Genomic DNA, 21,573 nt, shown 5'->3' with positions numbered 1-21,573 from the left:
TTTAATCTTTGACTCTTAATCTTTTATTCCTAAGCTTTAGCTCATAGTGCTTAACCTAAATTACGCATCAACAAGCCATACTGCTCAGCGGATTTTGCCAATGCTTCTGGCACCTGAATTTTTACTTCGTAATCACCGCCGGGCACTTCGGTTAAATCCTGCTGCTTTTTCAAGTTTCGAATATGTTCAATATTAAAAGTCGCATTCCCTTCTGGCGTCATCAGCTCGACTGAGTCACCAACTGAAAATTTATTTTTCGACCTTAAATGTAGCGCGTCACCATCACGGCCAATAACTTCGGCAACAAACTGTTGGTGCACACCCACGGAACGACCAATTTCATAGTTCTGGTATTCATCATGAACATGGCGTCGGTAAAAGCCTTCGGTATAACCGCGGTGAGCTAAATTCTCTAAGGTATTCATTAGGCCTTTATCAAAACTTTTACCGGCGACGGCGTCATCAATTGCTTGGCGATAAGCTTGCGCTGTTCGTGCGACGTAATAATGACTTTTAGTGCGGCCTTCAATTTTTAGGCTATGCACGCCCATTTTTGTCAATGTCTCAACATGCTGAATGGCACGAAGGTCTTTTGAATTCATAATGTAGGTGCCATGCTCGTCTTCATAGGCTGGCATATAGGTTCCTGGTCGACCTTCTTCTTCTAACAAAAAGATTTCGTCGGTTGGCTGGCCTTGACCTAATGTCGGAGCATCACTGGCAATTTTATTTTCTGGCGGTGTCCATATCTTGGCGTCTTTAGGTACAAAATCGCCACTGGCGTCTTCTTCAGCCTCGTGAGCATTGTACTTCCAGCGGCAAGTGTTAGTGCAGGTTCCCTGATTCGGGTCCCGCTTATTAATATAACCACTCAGCAAGCAGCGACCAGAATAGGCAATACACAAAGCACCGTGTACAAAGGTTTCAATCTCTAGGCCTGGGCAGTTTTCACGAATCTCTTGAATTTCTTCCAGCGACAATTCTCGCGATAAAATAATTCGCTTAATACCCTGTTTATACCAAAACTGTGCGGCAGCGTAATTGACGACATTAGCCTGCACAGAAAGATGAATTTCCTGATCTGGAAAGCGCTCGCGCACCAACATAATTAAACCAGGGTCAGACATGATCAACGCATCCGGTTGCATCTCGATCACCGGCTCGATATCACGCATATAGGTTTTTATTTTTGAATTGTGCGGCGCAATGTTGCTGGCAACATAAAGTCGCTTACCCTGCGCTCGGGCTTCATTAATACCGGTTTCTAAATTGGCTAGCGTAAAGTCATTATTACGAACACGTAATGAATAGCGAGGCTGACCGGCATAAACAGCATCGGCACCATAAGCAAAGGCATAACGCATGTTTCTGAGAGTGCCCGCGGGAGACAAGAGTTCTGGTGTAAAAGTCATTTCATTACCTAGGCCAATTGAGATTTTGCTAAATAGCACCGATTAGCCAAGTTATTTGCTTGGCCGACACGGCGGGCGCGGATTTTAACAAAAATAATTAACAGGAAATTGAGCTAGGTCGGGTTTATATAAATAAAAATACTCATAGCGCTCTAGATTTATTCAAGCCGCAACGACTTATTAAATCGACAACGACTTACCCGTGAATAAATCGAAGAATTTCTTCTGTAATACGGTGATTACTTTCTGGCCGTGCGAGATCGCCGACAATGACATGATTGGTCGTTCCCTCAACAGCCTGCTCAGATAAACACCTAATTCGCTTGGAGCCCCAGCGTTTAATCACTTGATCAGTGACACGAGAGTCCACCGTTTTATCATCGTCACAATAAATAAACAGAGTCGGTGTTTGTATTGACGCGACATCAGATTGACACGCCGCTTTAGCCAATGCAGCCACATGGCACAAAGAACTCGTCGGATAAGGTGCCGTCCAATAACGGGCTGCAATTTTATCTTGCGGTGCACGCCCCTTCTTTCGCCCCACTAATAGCGGCAGCCAGAATTTGGCCCATGGCCATAAAAAGACATTCATCGCCCAATGGTTAGGTCGAAAATTAGGCGAAACCAAAATTAGGCTGTGTGATTGTTCCGCAACACTGTGCTGCTGCGCTAACCAAGTCGCTAAACTTGCGCCCGTAGAAGTGGCAATAATCACGACCTTTTGTCCAAGTTGCGTTGCAAGCTGCCAAGCTTCGATTGCATCCTGTAACCAATCATCAGCGGTTGCCTGTGCTAACTGCTCCGCATTCATACCGTGACCGGTGAGCCGAGTGGCAAAAAAATTAGCTTGCAGTTGCGCAGCTATATTTTCAGCCACGGGGGATATTTCTTGCCGACAGGCAGAAAAACCATGCAAATACAAAACAACATGCTCTGTTTTAGTAGGCTTCTCAGGATTGTGGAATTGCACTAGCTTTTCAGTGCCAGAAATGAGCGATGGATATTGCCGCTCTTGGGTCGCAACCTGATCGGCCAGCAGTGCTAGTAAATCAGGTTGGTTTCGTTCTTGGGTATTTAATTTCGTGTCGAGTACTAGCTGGTATCGACCTAAGCGAACATTGGCTCTGGGGCCAAGCAAAAACCCAAATAAAATAACAACGCTAATGATAAACAAAAACAACGCGAGCTCCACACACCTGTTGAAGCTCGAAACGCTAATACATTTTCAATAAAATAGTTAGCGTTTTTTCAGTTAGGTTATAAAACAAACTCCGTTCTATTCGTCATCGTTACTGGTTAAAGCAGCAAATAGAGAGGTAATGTATTGGCCCCAGCTATTTAACTCCGCAATAACTGAATCGTAGTATATAAATTGATCAGATAACCTTGCCGCATAAGTTTCCATTTCATCATCTAGATCATTCATTTCCGTATCAATCTCTGTCGCTTCTTCTTCGAGCACAGTTTCCTTGTAGGTTACTAGACCATTAGAACCTAAGATATCATCAAAATAGCCATCTAAATTAGCAAAAATCCCTTCGACATAAGTGACACTACCATAATACCCAGCTGAAGTAGCGGTTACTTTGAGCATTAGACCTGCCGCGTCATCAACCTCTCCTGAGGCTTCAGAACCATCAACCCCCTGAGTCGATTCAGCCATTCCTAAGATATCAACTAGCCCGCTATTAATATCTGTAATAGATATAGAAGACTCAGAGCCCGTAGATTCTGAAAAAATACCAAAAATTGCATTATCAGCATCGTACTGAAGTTCAACACCGAGGTCTGCTAAGTAAATGTTCGAGTCGCTATTAATTTGTTCCTCTATTTCTGCCATCAAATCATCAGCACTAGCATAAGCACCCGGCGTTATTTCGATTTCATTAGACTCTACACCATCAACTTCAATGGTAAATTTATTATTAGAGCTATCAATAATAACCGCTTCACTAAAATCTGCTGCAGAAAAGCCTAATAAGTAACCATTTGTTGCAGACTCATTACCTTCGGCTGCAGTCAAAAACTGACCATTACCGATAGCCTCCACTCCATTAATAGTACCCGCAACATCCTGACCGATTTGATTTTCAGATCCACTGTAATTAGTAGTAGAAAAGCCCAATAATGCAGTTGCCTCAGTTGATATATTACTGAGGGTTACATCCGTATCATTATCAAAGGAGATTGAAAATCCACCTTCTCCTTCATCATTCTGTTTATAAGTTACCGTAGCACCGGAATCGAATCCGTAATATAAACCCAAGCTCAAGCCAAAGCTGTCATAACCATTAATATTAGGTGAAGCTTCGGCAGTCAATCCTAGTGAATTATTAGTTGCATCAACTGATGTAATTTGAATTGTGGCATCGGCACCGAAGGTTGATTCTGTCTGTTCGCCTTGTTGAGAAATAGTTTCAAAATAAAGATAACCGTTTTCGTCTAACTTAGCCTCAACATCACCAGCACTAAATACTCCGCCACCACCAGCAGAAGCTAGTGCAGAATTTAGTGCATTCTGTATTGCATTAAGATTTGTTTCTTCATCTGTATCACCAGTCAGCCCATTTGAGTCAACTTCAATATCAAAATCATAACCACCGACTTCTATAGAGAACGCTGCAGGATTTGTAGCAAAATCGATAACAGATGACGATAAGTCAATTGATCCAGAACTTGTTGTCGCACCTGCACCGTCAGATAATATCTCCAGTGTTTCACTCGACCCAGTAGAGTCTGTTGTTAGCACTAAACCATTACTGTCTAAGCTTGCACTAACTGTCTCTGAAATGCCTGCAGCCGTTAGAGCAGCATCTATCGCATCTTGAATACTATTAATGTTATCAGCACCATTAGTGTCGACTGTGACGGTTACTTCCTGACCGTTGACTGCCATAACAAACTGGGCTGGATCGGAAGCAAAATCCACTGCAGTATAAAGACTACGCGAGCCTCTCTCTGTCGTTGCTCCATAAGCACTTGAAGAAACATTTGCATCAGCGTTAATTGCATCCTGTATTGCTTGGGCTAGGTCCTCTGCCGTCTCGTAAGTTCCATCTGGAACGACAATACTCGCAGCCGAGTCAACATCACCCACCCGGTTAGAATAAGAAAGATCGAAACTGGCACCAGAAACCGTATAACCGCTCGTGTTAGAACTATCAACCAAGCCTAAGTAATCACTACCGGTGACCGAAATATTCGAAATATCTAGTGTCTGAGTTCCTGCACCTGGCTCTGTATAAAATACCAACCGATCACTATCGTTAAACTCTGCGGTCACAATGCCTGCAAGACCGGCATCATTTAATTCACTTTGTATATAAGTTAGTACATCGTCACGATCACGATCGTTAGTTATTTCACCATTTGAATCGATGTCATCAGCCCAATCTTCATCTAGGTTAATTGTGTATGTGCCATCTGCAGTCGTCCCAGTCAATGCAATATCGAAGCTGACCGGATTTAAATTAAAATCAATACCATCTTCTTCATCTACAGTAAGGACCGCGGCATCACTGATAGCAGAAAAGGAAGTATCCCCCAAGGAACCAAAATAAGCTCCTTGATATTCACCAGACCCTGTCGATGCAATACCAAGCGTACTTGCTAATATAGTATCAACACTATTAATAACGACTTCCGACTCACTACCAAATTTTGTGGATGTTATAGCGAACCTAAGATTATCTTCATCAAACTCAACAGAAACGCTATCACTAGTATATTGAGTGTTAATAGATGTCTGGATCATTTGAGCCAGCTCATCACCACTTGAGTATGACCCCTGCTCAAGACTAATCACTTCTGTATCTCCGTTTAAGGTGATACTAAATTGATCATTAATATCAGAAATTACCACATCCGATGCAAAAGCCAGCGCATCAGTAGACAATCCTTGGTAATAGCCTTGTGTAGCAGGCTGAGTGATATCGACATTGTATGTTCCCGGCTGTGTATCAGTACCCGTTAACAATATACTTACCTGGCTGCTGGTAGCTGTTTCTGCACTGGATAGAAGACCAATAACAGAATCTGAAGCTTCTTCCATAGCCTCATTAAAAGTACTGCTATCAAAAGTTAACATGAAGTCATTATTTTGATCTGTCTCTATGCCTAGTGATACTAAAGAGGTATAGGTAGCACTTTCTAGCCCATCTAAGACAGTACTTAAAATATCTTGTACTGCATCATCAATAGTACGAAGGGTGTTATCACCAATCAAAATACCATTTTCAGAAATAGTCTCGTCATCCTCACTAACAGAATATTCGGTTAGAATGTCGTAAAGACCAGCGTATTCATTATAAGCATCAACGAATGTCTGAATTTTGTCGGCAATCTCATCGGTATCTTGCGAAATTTTCAATGTTACTGCACTGCTTTTAGCATCAATTAGATCAATGGTAACGCCAGTGATCACTTCTGATAATTGATTACTAGCACTGGAAATAGACAACCCGTTAACAGTAAGTAATGCATCTTCCGCAGCCTGAGTCTGCATCATATTGACTGATTCATCATTCTGGGCACTGTTGTAAGCCAGTGCTTGTAATCCAGAATCACCTGAAACAGTGATTTCCATTGAGCTCTCTTCGCCGGTTTCATCACTAGTCATCAAAAGTCGATAACCATTCCCGTCATAAACTATCGATGCCGTTACACCGAATTCTGCATCGTTTATGGCGTCACGAATATCTCCGAGCGTGTTGTTACTAGAGTCAATTGTAATTTGCGTAGAAACCGTATCAGCATCCTGCTCGAAGGCAAGATAGCTATCATCTGTTGCAAAGGTTGTCGTACCAAAGCTAAAAGTTAAAACACCAGTACCAACAACTGCATCAACACTGTCATAGCTTTGGCTAGCTAAGGTATGAGCTGTAGCAACCTGATCTATTTCAAATCGATAGGTTCCTGCTTCGGCTGCGGCCGTTGTTGTTGCTGTAAGGACATCTTCATCCGAAGACGTGGCAGTTGTACTATCAATCGTATTAGAATTTGATAGTGCAGACGCGGCCGACTGTAAGTCTTCAAGGTAGTTTCGCAGTTCAGACCAAGCGGAAATTTCTGCCTCATTTTCCGCTTCATCGGAGGCTAAGCGGAGATCAGCGTCCGCTCGAGTAGCGGAAACTAAGCTCTCCACTAAATCGGACGTTAAGGTCCCAGAACCAATACCAAGCGACGATACACTAGCCATATGCTCACCCTGAACAACTCATCAATTAAAGAAACTTAATACTGCAATAGTCTGTATTAAACAGTTACTTGCTAACACTAATCAAATGCAAAGCTTAAGCCAATAGATACAAAACCGGCTAGTTTCTATAGCGGCCGATATGTCAAAAACTTTAAGTAGATTTCATGGAAGCTTTGTAACGACTTGTTACCAAAATAAAAATACACTTTATTTTTAAAACGCTTCGCTTTTGACAGTAAAAGCCTTAGTTCATACATAGTAAAAATTACAGGCATAAAAAAACCCAGCTAAGCTGGGTTTTGACAGTAAAAGCTTTAAATGCAAGCTTAAACATTAGCACTAAATAGAGTGATCGGCTCTTGCTGATTTAATCGCTGAGCTAACTCCAAAGCCTCTTCGTTTGGTATTTGGCGAATAACCTCTTCTGAGTTTGCGTCATATACCGTGACTACCGTTTCACCTGAATCTTGGTCCATCTGAAAGTCGAGCTTACGTTCATGTGATTGCACGTAATCATTCAACTTTGCAACTGCAGCAGCTAGCTGCTCCTGTTCCTTTTGTTGTGACTCAGGTTTGTTTTGCTCGTTTACTGCTAAGCTTAAACCGTCTTCAACTCCAACTGCGTGGTTATCCGCATTGCTTACTGCTGGAGGTGTGGAACCCCCACTACTCACTCCATCAGCTTGCGTGTTCGGCGCGGATGCTTTCGGCGTACTGCTTTTTATTTGCTGCGGCACACTTATTTCATTCATATCCACCTCCGTTCACTGTTAGGCTTATCAATCAATTCCGTTAACAACAAGCCGCTTGATACCCATACTACTGCTATTAGATAGCCAAACAGGTTGGCATCAAGCTGCTTTAACAGAGTTGCTATTAACCCAATAGTGACAACACTTGCTCGGCACTTGAGTTCGCTTGCGATAGTACCGAAATACCCGCTTGCTGCAGAACCGAAGCACGAGACATCGCTGCTGTTTCTTCTGCAAAGTCAGCATCCTGAATTGCAGATTGCGCAGCCGTCAAGTTCTCTTGCGTTACTTCAAGGTTAGTTACTGTTGATTCAAAACGGTTCTGAATTGCACCAAGTTCTGCCTGCTGCGATGTTACTGTTTCTAATGCATTATCGATGGCAACAATCGCATCTTGAGCACCCTCGAAGGTAGAAATATCAATATCTTCTAGGAAGGTACCATCTTCACCGCCACCAAAACTACCCACTGCAAAACCAGAGTCAGTAACACCATCAATACCGTTAGAGCCATACTCAATATCAATAGCAGAAGCAGCATTTAGTGTAACCGTAGAGTAGGTCGTATTTGCTTCACCAGTTACCTCAGACACACCCGATAGGCCTAACTGAACTCCGGTTGACGTACCAACCAGCTCGGTAGAGATATTACGCCCATCTTCTGCAGTTAACGTAATAGTTTTACCGTTATTCGTTGCTGTGACACCTGTTTGACCAACATATTGATTAATCGCATCAGCTACATTGGTCAAGTTAGTATCGTAATCACCTGAATCGGTTAACGTAATATCAATACCATTAAGAGTAAGCACAGATGTATCACCTGCCGTACCAGCTAGTGCAGTAGTCGCATCATACGCACCAGTAAACTCAGTTGCGTTAACCGTTGCCGTAACACCAGTATCATCTGAAGCATCATTAATAGCTGCCGCGATAGCAATACCTGAAGCTGAGGCATCTGAAGAAGCCGCACCTGTATAGGAAGCGGTATCATCAGTTGCGCTAGAGGCCCTGATAGTTACACCCTCAATGACCAAATCACCATCATCTAACGCCTTCTCTGCTGCCAACGCTTCAGTAGTAGCAATATCTGTATCAAAAGCAACAGCCTGAGATGTCGAGGTGACATAAGCATTTTGAGCTGTGTAGGTACCTTCTGTTAAGCCAGAGTTAGAAAGATCACCACTGCCAGTACCATTACCGCCGGTGATTACAATATCTGTCGAAGCATTTTCAGCAGTCAGCGTGTAACCAGCATAGGAAGCAACACCACTATCATCTACTCCGTCACCATCCGCATCAGCACCTGCGGAAGTAGCTGCTGTATCTCCATCCTGAAGACCATACACAGTCAAATCATTTACGGCGTTACCTGTACCATCTTCCAGTACAATATTACGACCATCGGCTGCAGTTAGCACGATACCACCTTCATCGCCACCGTCTGATGCCGTCACACCTGTTTGTTCAGCAAAGGCATTGATAGATGCAACAACAGAGCTACGCGTCGCCGCTCGGTCCGTTTCATCAGAGTTATCCGTACCTTGAATGGTGATATCCACACCATTAATGGCAATAACAGCAGTAGCATCAGCTCCAGCCGTACCATCAGTCGCTAGGTCAGCCATTCCTGAACCAACCATGACATTTTCATCAACAGTTGCTGTTACGCCGGTCTCTTCTGCATATTCATTGATAGCTGCAGCCTTAGCGATACCACTAGCAGCAGCATTGGCATAAGACAAGTTATCATCAGAACCTGTAGACGAGCGAATCTGTTCACCATTGATGACAAGGTCACCATTAGATAATGCATTTTCATTACCTAACGCTGAAACACCAGCCTGACTAGAGGCGCCTAACTTGCTCGCCGTCAATTCTGAAATGCTAATTTCTACAGTTTGGCCTGCATCAGCACCTATCTGGAAAATACCATTAAAGCTACCGTCTAGTAGGTTTTGACCGTTAAAGTTAGTCTCTTCAGCTGTACGAGTAATTTCCGACATCAACTGCTCAACCTCTGCCTGCAACGCCACTCGGTTTTCTTCTGAGTTGGTTGAGTTAGAAGACTGAACCGCTAGTTCACGGATACGCTGAAGGTTATCGGTCATGGTACCCAAGGCACCTTCTGCTGTTTGCGCTAGCGATACACCGTCGCCTGCGTTACGTACCGCCTGATCAAGACCGGTAATTTGAGATTCAAATTTTGCAGAAATTGCAAGACCTGCTGCATCGTCTTTCGCACTGTTAATACGTAGACCAGAAGACAAACGTTGCAAAGATGTATTGTACTCGCTTTGAGAAGAGCTCAAGTTACGTTGAGCGTTAAGCGAGGCCATATTGGTATTAATAACTAAAGCCATATTCTTTTCTCCTTCGCCTTACAGTGCCACCCTATTGCGACCCGAACCAGCGACGTTATTGATTCACAATATTTATAACGGCCGATATTGAAAAACCTTTTATAGTTTTTTGGAATAAAAAACCAAAAATATATAACCTTCACAGCATGCGGTGGGTGTGCGGTGTGCGGTGTGCGGTGTGCGGTGTGCGGTGTGCGGTGTGCGGTGTGCGGTGTGCGGTGTGCGGTGTGCGGTGTGCGGTGTGCGGTGTGCGGCAGACAATAAGACTTAACTATAAATAGATACAAACAGTTTTGGTGAAGCTAGGCGACTATAATGAATGGCGAAATGGCGAAATGGCGACTTAATTTTACAACTCAGACCAACTAAGCAACCCGGAATGCAATGACTATGACTTAAAAGATTAAGAAGCTTCATAAAACAATTGAGTTTCTGATGCAGTGCTCTGTTTCAACAGTTCCAGTTCATCTCGAACCAGCTGACGAGTATGCATTGCACACTTACCGCACTGAGAGCCGGCGCCAAGCTGTTCACGCACCTGCTTAACCGAACTGGCGCCATCTGCTATCGACTGGCGAATATCTTGGTCGGTGATACCTAAGCATAAACAAACATACATTTTAAGAACGCCCTATTATTCATTTCATTAAAAGCTAACAAAAAGAATAATAGTCATTCTCACAACACATTAAAAGCAATGATTCTCATTTATTGATAAGAATCATTGCTTTTACTTCGATTCGAGCTAAACCCACAAAAAAAGCAGACATCAAGCCTGCTTTAATCGATTTTATGAAACAAACTAATGCGCTTATTGGCTAACACGAGCCGTTAAAGCTGCGACTGAATGTAGTTTTCTAAGCCAATACGCTTGATTAAACCAAGTTGCTGTTCCAGCCACCAGGCGTGATCAACCTCGGTATCTTCCAGTAAGGTTTGCAATATATGCCGTGTATGGAAGTCTTTTTCTTGTTCGCATAGCGCCATTGTTTCTACCAGCACCTTTTGTACTTCATATTCTACCTGCAAATCGGCATCGAGCATGGCTGGAACATCCTTACCAATACGCAATGGCGCTCGCCCTGCCATATCTGGTACGCCTTCCAAAAACAGCATCCGTTCAATCAACGCTTTAGCATGGCTTTTTTCATCGTCAAATTCATGCGCAATGCGTTCATAGAGTTTTGTGATACCCCAATCGGCATACATTTCACTGTGAATAAAGTATTGATCCATCGCTGTAAGTTCTAGTGCTAACAAACTATTTAATGCATCAATGATTTTTTGATTACCCTTCATACTGTGCTCCTATGATTCTTTAACAAAGCGATGTGTAATATTAGAAATATTAGTCATCATCGTGAATTTGTGACTGTAAGTATTTCTCAATGCTTAGCGTTTCAATGAGATGTTGTTGAGTTTCCAACCAATCGAGATAGTCTTCCTCATAGGCTAAAATACTTTTTAACAGCTCACGAGAGGTAAAGTCTTTTAAATCTTCACAAACTTTAATGGAGTCTTTTAACTGAGCAATTTGCGCCAACTGTATTTGGCTATCACACTCGATCATCTCTTCGGTATGCTCGCCAATGTGCAACTTACCTAGGTCTTGTAAATTTGGCAGACCCTCTAAGAACAAAATACGATTAATGATTTCATCAGACTGTTTCATATCTTTAATCGATTTTTTATAAGCCTTTTCATTTAAAACCTCAAAACCCCAGTTGTTATACATGCGTGCGTGTAAAAAAAACTGGTTAATCGACGTCAGCTCATTCTTTAATATTTTATTTAATTCAACCAATACTTGGCGATCACCCTTCATGGCGCATCTCCTTATTTATTTGCATCACAAGGTAGGCGAATAGCTACCGAAAAACAATACAACTTTTGCAGGTTGCTAATAAAAAATACGATAGATGTCAACAATAATTACTCTCACTATCAAGCGATTCTCATTCATATTAAAACTTTGATAGACACTCAATGAACGTTGATCGTCACGACGAAATATAAAGCCAATATCGTAGTAACTTTTAAATAGGATGGTAAACTCAAGTAACAGAATTTATTTACCTATAACTCTTATACCTACAACCATTTTAGCTATATAACTCTAATGTGAGCCATTAATGAAACACGAACTGGATAAACTAGATAAAGAATTTAAAGCACTTTGGCTAAAAACCGAGAGGCTACCCAAGGCACTACAGCAGTGGCAAGAAAAACTACAGGACTTAGTTGAACGTAGCGACGCAAACACAAAAAACGTTAAGGTGTTAAGTCAATATGCTGACAGTTGGCAAGACATAATTGATAAAAATAACGCACTATTTAGTGAGCAAAAAAATAAACTACAACAACAATTAAAGATTGGTGAATTGAGTTATACAAAAGAAAAACAAGCAGGTAAGTTCAAGCAAGAAGGCGACCAGTAGAGCTCTACTCTACTGGGGAAGTAACCGAATCATTAGATGTAATCAAACAGGCTCAATTGAGAAATTGTTGAATAGGTTTGTTGAACTGCCTGCAAAACAAATTCCTGATATTGCAAATTACTCACAGCCTCGGCGTAATCTAAATCCTCAAGATCTGAACGGATTTCTTGTGAGGCTAAAATATTATCCGCCATCTGGTTATCAACATTGTCTGCTGTATTTAAGCGTGAACCAATACTGGCTCTAACCGTTGAAACGTTATCAATAATATAGTCCATATTATCTAAGCCATCTGCAATGGCAGCTGCATACAGCTCAGTGTTATCAGAATAATTTTCAATGGCGTAAATTATTTTTTCGATCGAAACGAACATACTTTGAGTCTGTGATGATTCAACAATAAACTGATCGCCTGCGTAAGGATCACCTGTAATCTCAACACTCATACCACCGACCACGATATCTTGGCCCTCATAATATTCGACGTTCTCAAGACCTTCCATTATTCGACCGTCAGAAACGCGATAAACGGTATAGTTGGTATTAGGCGGATCCAATTCATATTCATTGTTAAATTCAATATAAAAATCATCCGGGTAAAACTCATCAAGCGCTTCTTGATCAACAGTAATACCCTGCGTGATAATTCCACTGCCAGTATTTTGATCGCTGGCAAAAGAATAAAAGGATGTACTGGCAGAATCGATATCCAAAAAAACTTCCGAGCCAGCATCACTAGCATCGAGCGTTACGCTGTCACTGATTTTAATTTCTCGGACACCATCATCTCCTTGATAACTGTAACCACCGCCTGGGGATTCGACAAACGCCATGTCATCACCCTGAAAACCAGAAAACAAATACTCACCACCACCATCCTTACTGTTAGCTAAGTCGACTAACGAATATAGATACTGCTGAATCTCATCGGCTATAGCCTGAAGCTCTGTGTCTTCGTAAACCCCTTCATTACCTGCTTGCACAACCAACTCACGAATACCTTGCAACACATCGGCAACGCCAGACAAGGCTGCGTCTTCAATTTCTAGCCGAGCCTCCAACATATCTATGTTTTCTTGATATTGTTCCATCTGGTTAATGTCTTGATCCAGCTGAAGGATACGCGCCATAGCCACAGGATCATCAGAGGCGGTTTGAACCTCTTTACCAGAACTAATTTTGGAGTAAGTTTCGTTCACCTGTACCTGCAAACTCAACATATCACTAATCGGCTGGCTATAACTCCAGGATGTTGAAATACGATCAGCCATAACGGGCTCCTTATAGAGCGTTTGTTTCTAAGAGCATTAACTATTAAGAATATGTATTACTAAAAACTGTGTTATTAAGAACCTGCGCTACTGAGAACAACACCTAGTTGATAAATATTCTGCTTTAGTAGTTAAAATTAAAATGTTGCTAATAATGTATCAAACAGTTCTTGCGCTACCGAAATAACTTTAGCATTTGCACTGTATAAAGCTTGATACTCAATCAACAGTGCGGCCTCTTCATCAAGGTTAACACCTTGAATACTCTGTACTTCAGCCGCCGTTGTTTCAAGAATCACTTCAGAGGCACTAGCCAATACCTGTACCGAAGATGTTTGCGCACCGACTCGTTCAACCGTCAGGCTATAAAGTTCACCCATGGTGGTGGTGCCATAAACAATTTCTGCAGTTTCTAGATTGACTAAATCTAACGCGTTACGGTTATCTGAGACACCGTCTTCATTCCACTCAATACTAAATTCATCTCCAGCTTCTGGATTACCCGATATTTCAAACTGGAAACCAAAATAAGTTGATTGCGCATCTGGTATGCCATTGAAAATACCACCAATATCAGGGTCAGTTTCTAACGAGATACCATCAGCCATTGTGATATCGACTTGCCCACCAATACTGACCGCTTCAACCTGAGTAGGATCACCTGTTCCAGAAATAGTCATCAATGTTTTATAGCTTAGATTGCCACTGGCATCGATAGAAACTTCAGCAACGGATGTATCATCCAGTAAATCTGTGATTTTATCCTCTATATCCGCAATCATCGTTTCGGCATCAGAGTAGTTTTGATCTAGCGTGATATAACCCGTGCGACCATCCGGCAAATATAGCTCATATTCATAAGGGCCTTCCTCAGTAAAATCATAGCCCGTATTGTTGTTAAGCGAACCATCGGTATTGCCCACAATAGGATCTATCGACCAAGTTTGCCCTGTACTAAGTTGGAAAGAGTCACCTGGATCAATCACGTCCGGCACACCATCAACAAGCACTTCATCTGGCTTGTCACCGGTCATCTCAATAACAATATCTTCACCGCTGGAATCGACAATTGTTAGCGTAGTACCGTCGCTATAAGCAACAATGCCCGAATCAACAAGCTCATAATGGCTATTAATACGATCGGCCAAAAAGTCTGGCGTCATTTCGTCAGGTACTTCTTCTGGATAACCATCCATATAGGTTGTTTGCGAAGATGCAGTCACCTCGCTAGTAATATTGAAGCCGTTTATCCATACCTCGAATTCATTGTCTGGTACATAGGTCGTGCCATTATTGGTGAAGTTGGTCATCTGAACTTCGGTATAGGCGCGAGCCTCAACACCATCAATAAAACTCAACTCATTTGCTATTTCTGCCGCAGAGGCACCGCTTTCAGTCGACAGATCATCCATTAGGGTGACCTCACCAGTTTCGCTATCGGTATAATAGAACTCGAAACGCTCCGGGTTTATGCCGTTATATAAATCTTCAGTATCACCCTGATCGACAGTGGTTGCATCAAAAGGCAAGCGAGCTCGCCAACTGCTGACCTGAGTTTCACCTGGATCATCGGTAAAAATAGTATTGGTAGTACCGGGAACATAGCTTAAGTATTCTAATGGCGGCTCAAGTGAAACCGGATTACCTTCATCGGTATTATCATATACAGAGTAGGTGTATTCATCATGAAAAACGATCACTAACGGTGGCGATAATTCACCGTCGACTGAAAATGTTTCAGTATCGATACTGAGCATAGTACCTTGGTCTATTTCGCCAGAACCGTTATTACTCAGGTTTGTAATGGCACGAATCGGATAAGCCAACGCAACTGCTTCAGGATCACTGATCACTGTTGTCATATTTTCTGCAGCGCCGCTGTAAGGATTGATGGTAAAGCCATCGCCTTCAGCAAAACTTCCATCTTCAATCACTAGCCGCAAGCCATCAAATTCAATTTCTTGAGGGAAGTCATTTTGTAAACCGCCTTCTAATACAACATTACCATCGCCATCGGTTATCTGGTAACGCGTAGTGCCAGGTCCTGGAACAGATAGCGTGTAATCGCTGCCAGTCAGCGCACTGGTGTCTTCAATATAGACACTAAAATAATTATCGTTTGCCGACGTATTGGTGTAAAAGCTGGTGACTCGATTACTAACCAAATCATCGCTATTAATTTCACTAAAGAATTCACCACCCCATTCACCATTCAAGTCGAGACCATAAGTGTGGGTTGAGTTAATCGCCTCAGAAATTGTCAATGCTAGCTGACCGATACTGTTGTAGGTGCTATCTAAAGATTGCTCACGAAAATCGATCATGCCGGCAATCGAGCCACCACTAATGTCATCGGTAATATCAACTCGACTGGTCGCGCCAACGTAAGTAATACCCATCTGAGTTGGATCAGACTCCGAGGCTGTGGCCTCGATAGAATAGGAGGTCACACCGAGTACTAAGGCCTGGCCACTACCAATAGAAATATTGTAACCGCCGTCGACTTCATCAACATCGACATCAATATAACTGCTCAGTTCTAAAACCGCTTGGTCACGCGCATCGAGTAGGTCATTCGCATCTAACCCTGTTGCTGAACCAGCTGAAGACATAATTTGCTGGTTCAACAACGCAATGGTTTCTGCCAGAGAATTTACTTCTTTTGCCGATGCGGCGATTTGGCTATCTAAAGTCGTTTCTATATCGTTGAGATAATCGGCAACCATATTAAATTGAGCCGACAAACTTTCGGCCTCACCGATTAGCACTTCTCTTGATGGAATATAAGCAGGGTTTTCTGCTGCCGTTTGCAAGGCAGCAAAAAACTGATCCATAGAGGATTGTAACCCAGTAGAGTCGGTAGAAATTAGCGTATCAACTTGCTCAATTAATTCGCGGTAGGTTTCAAGATCGAAAAAATCCGAAGTATCCGAGCGTAATTGAACAGTTAAAAATTCATCGGTTATACGAGTAATATCAACAACGTCTGCGCCAGTACCAATGTAACCAGAGCCGGTATAGAGTGAAATGGATGATGAAACCTCAACCACTTGCCTAGAGTAGCCTTCTGTCTCAGCATTAGAAATATTATTTCCGGTTACCTCTAGCGCAGTTTGAGCGACATTAAGGCCCGATATGGCAGTATTTATCAGACTCATCTATACACTCCTAAAACTCATCGAACCAATCGCTTTGGGCGATGGTAATTATTTTTTCTGCGTACTGAGGATCGGTAGCATAGCCAGCATTTTGTAATTCAGTGACGTAACTAGCATCGTCATCTGCATTTTCAACCGCCGAGTTATAGCGGTCATGCTGCGTTATAAATTGAGCATAATCATCGAATGATTGTTGTGGGTCGCTGTAGGCACGAAAAGGCTCATTGATTTTAATAGCATGGCCATCGATATATTCGGTGGTGAGTGTCGAAGCCGATTCGCCCTGCCAATTATGATTGGCTTTAATACCAAAAAAGTTAAAGCTCGAATCACCCGACTCTGTCTTAATTTGCTTATCACCCCAGCCTGTTTCCAGTGCCGCTTGGGCCACCAAAACTTTAGCTGAAACACCAATCGCATCTGCAGCTTTCTCAGCCAGTGGTAACATTTTTTTAATAAAGTCTTTAGGGCCGTCGAAGTTTAAATATTGCGACAGTGGCGTCACCATATTTGATACTTCATCTCCAGCTGACTTGCTCACATCGCTTGCTTGCTTAGGTGATTCAGTTATGTCGTTTTGGCTGCCGTCAAACAACGAGCTATTTAACTGGATACCTAAACTTTCAATAAAGTCAGACTCTGACTGGCCTTCGCTTTCAACAGACTTACGTTGCATTAGGTTTTGTTCAAAGGGTTCTAAGTCGATGTCCGATAGTTTGACGCGTCCGGTATCTGTTAACTGTTTATAGATAACGTCTGCTAGACCAAAACCACCTTGCTGAGAAAGCGTCAGCGATAGCTGCTCATCATGCATTTGACGATAAAAATCGGTTTCGCTGCTATTGAGAAGATCTGATCGAAGGACGTCGTTTGCCTCACGCATACTCTTTAAAACCATGCCCATAAACATTGATTCAAACTGCTGCGCAACAGCCTTTAATGCTTCAGGATCGTCTTTACGAGCGCCCTGTTTTATCGAGTTCAAGCCTGATAAATCGTTGTAATTAAAGGCGGCATCAAATTGTGCTGTCATGAACATCCTCCGGAAATAAATTGCCGCTATTCGTCAAAAATATCGGTCTTATTATTTATATAGCCAGAGCCGTGCCAGTTTTATAAACGCCTGCAAAAAAGACAATGCTACTCACAACCGGTGGGCCAATAAGATGCTATCAACCACCGGCGTAATGGTTGGTTTTATATAATGATCAGTTCTGCTTTTAATGCACCAGCAGACTTTAGCGCTTCGAGAATTGCCATCAAATCACCTGGCGCTGCACCGACTTCATTAACGGCATTAACAATGTCATTCAAGGTAACCGCAGGGCCAAATAAGAACATCGGTTGATCTTCTTCTTCGATGTCAATTTCTGCGTCCGGTACCACGACAGTTTCACCTGCGGTGAAGCCTTCGGGTTGATTCACTTCGAGGTTATTATCGATTGTGACCGTTAAATCTCCGTGCGTAATGGCAACAGGATCAATAGCAACATGCTGACCTACAACAATGGTTCCGGTTCGGGAATTAATAATCACCTTGGCAGATTCTTCACCCGGAGTAACTTCCAGATTTTCAAGCACACTTAAAAAGCTCACTCGTTGGTTAGCATCGCGCGGTGCTGTCACTCGAATCGACGTAGCATCAAGAGCATAAGCAGAATCTGGCCCTAAAAGATCGGTAATGGTTTCAGCCATGCGTTTTGCAGTTGTAAAATCGGCACGGTGTAGGTTAAAGGTTAGATGATCACCTTGAGAAAAGGACGTTGGTACTGACCGCTCAACCGTTGCGCCATTTGGTATTCGACCTGCACTTTGAATATTCACTTTGATCGATGAGCCATCTTCACCTTCAGCACCAAAGCCGCTGACGATGACACTGCCTTGAGCCAAGGCATAAATATTTCCATCGGCACCGCGTAATGGCGCTAACAATAGACTGCCTCCGCGCAACGAATCGGCATTACCGAGACTCGATACAGTAATATCAATTTGCTGACCTGGTTTAGCAAAGGCCGGTAACGTTGCATGAATACTGACGGCAGCAACATTATCGATATCAGGGTCTTCACCTTCAGGAATGGTGATTCCAAACTGTTCCATCATGTTACGGAAGGTCTGCTCAGTAAAATCGGCATTGTCGCCCGTTCCATCTAAGCCAACGACTAAGCCGTAACCAATAAGCTCGTTACTGCGAACACCTTGCACCGAAGCCAGATCTTTAATTCGATCGGCAACGGCCAAATTAGATAGGCCAATTAACATAATGAATAGCAGTTTTTTCATAATAATGATCTCATTTTAGCGCTGCGTCTGAGTGCTGATTCGTGCCTAAAAAGGTACCCATGGTGAATTAAAGAATGCCGATAACCAGCCCTGCTTCGAGGCATTTTGTAAAGCACCTGAACCGCTGTAAGCAATACGGGCATCGGCCAATTTTTGGCTAGAAACTGTATTGTCTAAATTAATATCATCAGGCCTTAACATGCCTTTAATACGAATGAATTCTGCACCGGTATTCAAGGTAATCCACTTTTCGCCTCGCACTCGAAGCACACCGTTAGGCAGCACTTCAGAAACAGTCACCGTGATATTACCCACCAAAGAGTTAGACTGGTCTGCATCACCTGAGCCACTGAAATCTCGACCACCCTCAACTTGCGCACTCAATGAATTAAAGGGCCCAAAACCGGCTACGGTCGGTGCGGTAATTTCTGCACTGGAACTTTTACTCGATGACGCCGCAGAAGACTTAGAACCTTGCGTGCTTTCATCTAAAAGAACGGTGATGATATCGCCAACGCGACGAGCTTTTTTATCACCATACAAACTTAAACCGTAAGCGTCTGAAAATAACGAACCTCCGGCACCTGGCGGTGGCAATAATGAATCAGACGGAACTGGAGCATATTCAGGGTCGCCTGGTTTTTCTGAACTCGGTAGCGATGCAACTTCCATGCTGCCGCAGCCAGTCAGTAACAACGCATACATGACTGAAAATATCACCAAGTTTTTTTTCATTATCTGCTCCCCTTTACTCATTTTTATTATAAGTTCGAGGTAATAAAGCCAAGCATCGAGTCTGCTGAGCTAATCACTTTTGAATTCATTTCGTAAGAACGCTGAGTCGCAATCATGTCAACCATCTCTTCTACGATTGAAATATTTGAAGACTCTAAAGCGCCTTGAATCAACGAACCAAAACCGTCGATGCTCGGATCACCGACAATAGGATCACCACTGGCATCAGTCTCTTGGAACATGTTATTACCAATGGCTTCCAAGCCGGCATAGTTAATAAAATCAGCGATTTCAATATTACCAATCACTTCACCTAGCGTTTCACCTTCAGAAACCGCAGTGACAATACCGTCGACACCAATAGTGATGGTGTCAGTCTGATCCGGCACAACGATGTTAGGCTCTAGCAAATAACCACTGGAGTTCACCAAGTTACCTTCCGAATCAATCTGGAAAGTACCGTCACGGGTATAGGCGAGATCACCTGTCGGTAATGTAATTTGGAACATGCCACGGCCATTAATTGCCAAATCCAACGTTTGGTCAGTAACTTCTAAATCACCCTGAGTAAATTGCTTTTGTGTTGCCACAACACGAGCACCACTACCTAACTGCAAACCACTGGGTAGTTGCGAGTTTTGCGAAGTTTGGCCGCCCGGCTGTCGCTGTACCTGATAGATTAAATCTTCAAAAACCGCACGGTCTTTTTTGAAGCCTGTGGTTGATGCGTTAGCCAGGTTGTTCGAGATCACCGATAGCGATGTATCTTGAGTTTCTAAGCCGGTTTTACCGACCCAAAGTGCTTTCATCATGGCGTAAGCCCTCTTTATTTTTTTAACCGACTGCCTCTTGCAGCCAATTTAAATTCATTCTTTATTCGCTAGATTTTTAGCAAACAAAGCTCTCAAACTATTAACTAATCGGTAAAATACTGGCCGATGATTCCGACATTTCATCTGCGGTCTTCATCATCTTAATTTGCGTTTCGTATTGGCGATTCACCGCCAGCATATTGGTAAGCTCAGCAACAGGGTTAACATTAGAGCCTTCGATGTAGCCTGAAACGACTCTCAGTGTTTCGTCAGCCTCCAAAATCAGTTCACCTTCAACTGGACGAAACAAACCATCGATGCCCTTTTCAAAATTTTGCAAATCTGGGTTCACCATTTTAATTTGATCAACAATCACCATCTGATCAGAAGCAGCACCTGCGGGCTTAATACTGATAACACCATCGTAACCAATTTCTAGACGCTCATATTCTGGCAAAGTAATCGGGCCACCCGTGCCCATTACTAATTGGCCGGAGCCGTTAATGACTTCACCGAGTGGCGTTACCGAAAAGTCACCACGGCGGTTATAAGCTGGCTGACCATTAGCATCGATTACTTCAAAGAAGCCATCACCGGCAATCGCCACATCGAGCGGGTTATCGGTTTGTATTAGATCGCCGTCGTTAAAGTCTGAAGCGGGTCGTTCGGTCATTGCAAAAGCACGCGATGGATGATGTTCACCCCAAACCGGAATCGCTCTGGCTTGCTCATAATCCGACTTAAAACCATAGGTACTTGAGTTGGCAAGGTTGTTTGCATGAGACGCCTGCGAAAACATATTGTTCTTGGCACCGGTCATGGCGATATAGACTGCACGATCCATTTCAAACTCCTGAGTTAGATTGACGGTTTTCGTCATTACAGAGAGTTAAGCGAGAGACGTGCCAGTTTTTAAATTTACTAGGGAATTAATTCAGAGGGCACATAGATAAAGGCCTAGGAGCATCTTTGTAGCAGGAGGTCACAGCTAAACAGCACTCAAACAACCATCAGATCAGGAAAGATGGCAAACGCTTTCCATTCATATGAAAAAAACGGCAACGAGGTTGCCGCTCTTAATTACGTGCCGCTTTTTATTATGTACCACTTTTAATTTTGCCTAAATCGATAAGCCTGATAGAAGCACTTA

General features: G+C 42.9%; 16 protein-coding genes. 1 reads left to right on the top strand and 15 read right to left on the bottom strand.

Annotated elements, in window-relative coordinates; all coding sequences use genetic code 11:
* Positions 1 to 50: 50 nt before the first annotated feature.
* From trhP to bfr (FME95_RS01335), 8 genes are all read right to left on the bottom strand, one after another.
* Positions 51 to 1,412, bottom strand: coding sequence for a prephenate-dependent tRNA uridine(34) hydroxylase TrhP (trhP, locus tag FME95_RS01375; RefSeq protein ID WP_147712459.1), 1,362 nt, complete (start codon positions 1,410 to 1,412; stop codon positions 51 to 53).
* A 196-nt stretch (positions 1,413 to 1,608) separates the two neighbouring features.
* Positions 1,609 to 2,595, bottom strand: coding sequence for an alpha/beta hydrolase (locus FME95_RS01370; protein ID WP_187265408.1), 987 nt, complete (start codon positions 2,593 to 2,595; stop codon positions 1,609 to 1,611).
* Positions 2,596 to 2,691: 96 nt separating this feature from the next.
* Positions 2,692 to 6,612 (bottom strand): flagellar filament capping protein FliD, encoded by a 3,921-nt coding sequence (gene fliD, locus FME95_RS01365; protein WP_147712457.1) that lies wholly within the window; start codon positions 6,610 to 6,612, stop codon positions 2,692 to 2,694.
* A gap of 326 nt (positions 6,613 to 6,938) precedes the next feature.
* The gene (locus FME95_RS01360; RefSeq protein ID WP_147712456.1) at positions 6,939 to 7,364 is read right to left on the bottom strand and encodes a flagellar protein FlaG; all 426 of its coding nucleotides are present in this window, start codon (positions 7,362 to 7,364) and stop codon (positions 6,939 to 6,941) included.
* 124 nt (positions 7,365 to 7,488) lie between these two features.
* Positions 7,489 to 9,726: a flagellin N-terminal helical domain-containing protein gene (locus tag FME95_RS01355; protein WP_147712454.1), complete on the bottom strand. Its 2,238-nt coding sequence runs from the start codon at positions 9,724 to 9,726 to the stop codon at positions 7,489 to 7,491.
* 403 nt (positions 9,727 to 10,129) lie between these two features.
* Positions 10,130 to 10,345 carry a bacterioferritin-associated ferredoxin gene (locus FME95_RS01345; RefSeq protein ID WP_147712452.1) on the bottom strand — a complete coding sequence of 72 codons (216 nt, stop codon included), beginning with the start codon at positions 10,343 to 10,345 and terminating at the stop codon, positions 10,130 to 10,132.
* A 212-nt stretch (positions 10,346 to 10,557) separates the two neighbouring features.
* Positions 10,558 to 11,025 (bottom strand): bacterioferritin, encoded by a 468-nt coding sequence (bfr, locus tag FME95_RS01340; protein ID WP_147712450.1) that lies wholly within the window; start codon positions 11,023 to 11,025, stop codon positions 10,558 to 10,560.
* A gap of 49 nt (positions 11,026 to 11,074) precedes the next feature.
* Complete coding sequence (gene bfr, locus FME95_RS01335; protein ID WP_147712448.1) at positions 11,075 to 11,551, bottom strand: bacterioferritin; 477 nt, start codon at positions 11,549 to 11,551, stop codon at positions 11,075 to 11,077.
* Positions 11,552 to 11,858: 307 nt separating this feature from the next.
* On the opposite strand from bfr (FME95_RS01335), the gene FME95_RS01330 reads away from it, so the two are divergent.
* Complete coding sequence (locus tag FME95_RS01330) at positions 11,859 to 12,164, top strand: hypothetical protein (RefSeq protein ID WP_147712446.1); 306 nt, start codon at positions 11,859 to 11,861, stop codon at positions 12,162 to 12,164.
* 32 nt (positions 12,165 to 12,196) lie between these two features.
* On the opposite strand, the gene flgL is transcribed toward FME95_RS01330, so the two are convergent.
* The 7 genes from flgL to FME95_RS01295 all read right to left on the bottom strand — a co-directional run bounded on the left by flgL (position 12,197) and on the right by FME95_RS01295 (position 21,267).
* Positions 12,197 to 13,435, bottom strand: a complete 1,239-nt coding sequence (gene flgL / locus FME95_RS01325) for a flagellar hook-associated protein FlgL (RefSeq protein ID WP_147712444.1) — start codon at positions 13,433 to 13,435, stop codon at positions 12,197 to 12,199.
* A 137-nt stretch (positions 13,436 to 13,572) separates the two neighbouring features.
* Positions 13,573 to 16,593 carry a flagellar hook-associated protein FlgK gene (gene flgK / locus FME95_RS01320; protein ID WP_147712442.1) on the bottom strand — a complete coding sequence of 1,007 codons (3,021 nt, stop codon included), beginning with the start codon at positions 16,591 to 16,593 and terminating at the stop codon, positions 13,573 to 13,575.
* 10 nt (positions 16,594 to 16,603) lie between these two features.
* A complete protein-coding gene (gene flgJ, locus FME95_RS01315) occupies positions 16,604 to 17,626 on the bottom strand; it encodes a flagellar assembly peptidoglycan hydrolase FlgJ (RefSeq protein WP_187265407.1) in 1,023 nt (340 codons plus the stop codon).
* A gap of 164 nt (positions 17,627 to 17,790) precedes the next feature.
* The gene (locus tag FME95_RS01310; RefSeq protein ID WP_147712439.1) at positions 17,791 to 18,876 is read right to left on the bottom strand and encodes a flagellar basal body P-ring protein FlgI; all 1,086 of its coding nucleotides are present in this window, start codon (positions 18,874 to 18,876) and stop codon (positions 17,791 to 17,793) included.
* 45 nt (positions 18,877 to 18,921) lie between these two features.
* Complete coding sequence (flgH, locus tag FME95_RS01305; protein WP_147712437.1) at positions 18,922 to 19,611, bottom strand: flagellar basal body L-ring protein FlgH; 690 nt, start codon at positions 19,609 to 19,611, stop codon at positions 18,922 to 18,924.
* A 26-nt stretch (positions 19,612 to 19,637) separates the two neighbouring features.
* Positions 19,638 to 20,423 carry a flagellar basal-body rod protein FlgG gene (gene flgG, locus FME95_RS01300; RefSeq protein ID WP_147712435.1) on the bottom strand — a complete coding sequence of 262 codons (786 nt, stop codon included), beginning with the start codon at positions 20,421 to 20,423 and terminating at the stop codon, positions 19,638 to 19,640.
* Positions 20,424 to 20,523: 100 nt separating this feature from the next.
* Positions 20,524 to 21,267, bottom strand: a complete 744-nt coding sequence (locus tag FME95_RS01295) for a flagellar basal body rod protein FlgF (protein WP_147712433.1) — start codon at positions 21,265 to 21,267, stop codon at positions 20,524 to 20,526.
* Positions 21,268 to 21,573 lie beyond the last annotated feature (306 nt).

Source organism: Reinekea thalattae, from assembly GCF_008041945.1.
In the GTDB taxonomy this organism is placed as follows: Bacteria; Pseudomonadota; Gammaproteobacteria; order Pseudomonadales; family Natronospirillaceae; genus Reinekea; species Reinekea thalattae.
This window is presented reverse-complemented; position numbering and strand designations above follow the sequence as displayed.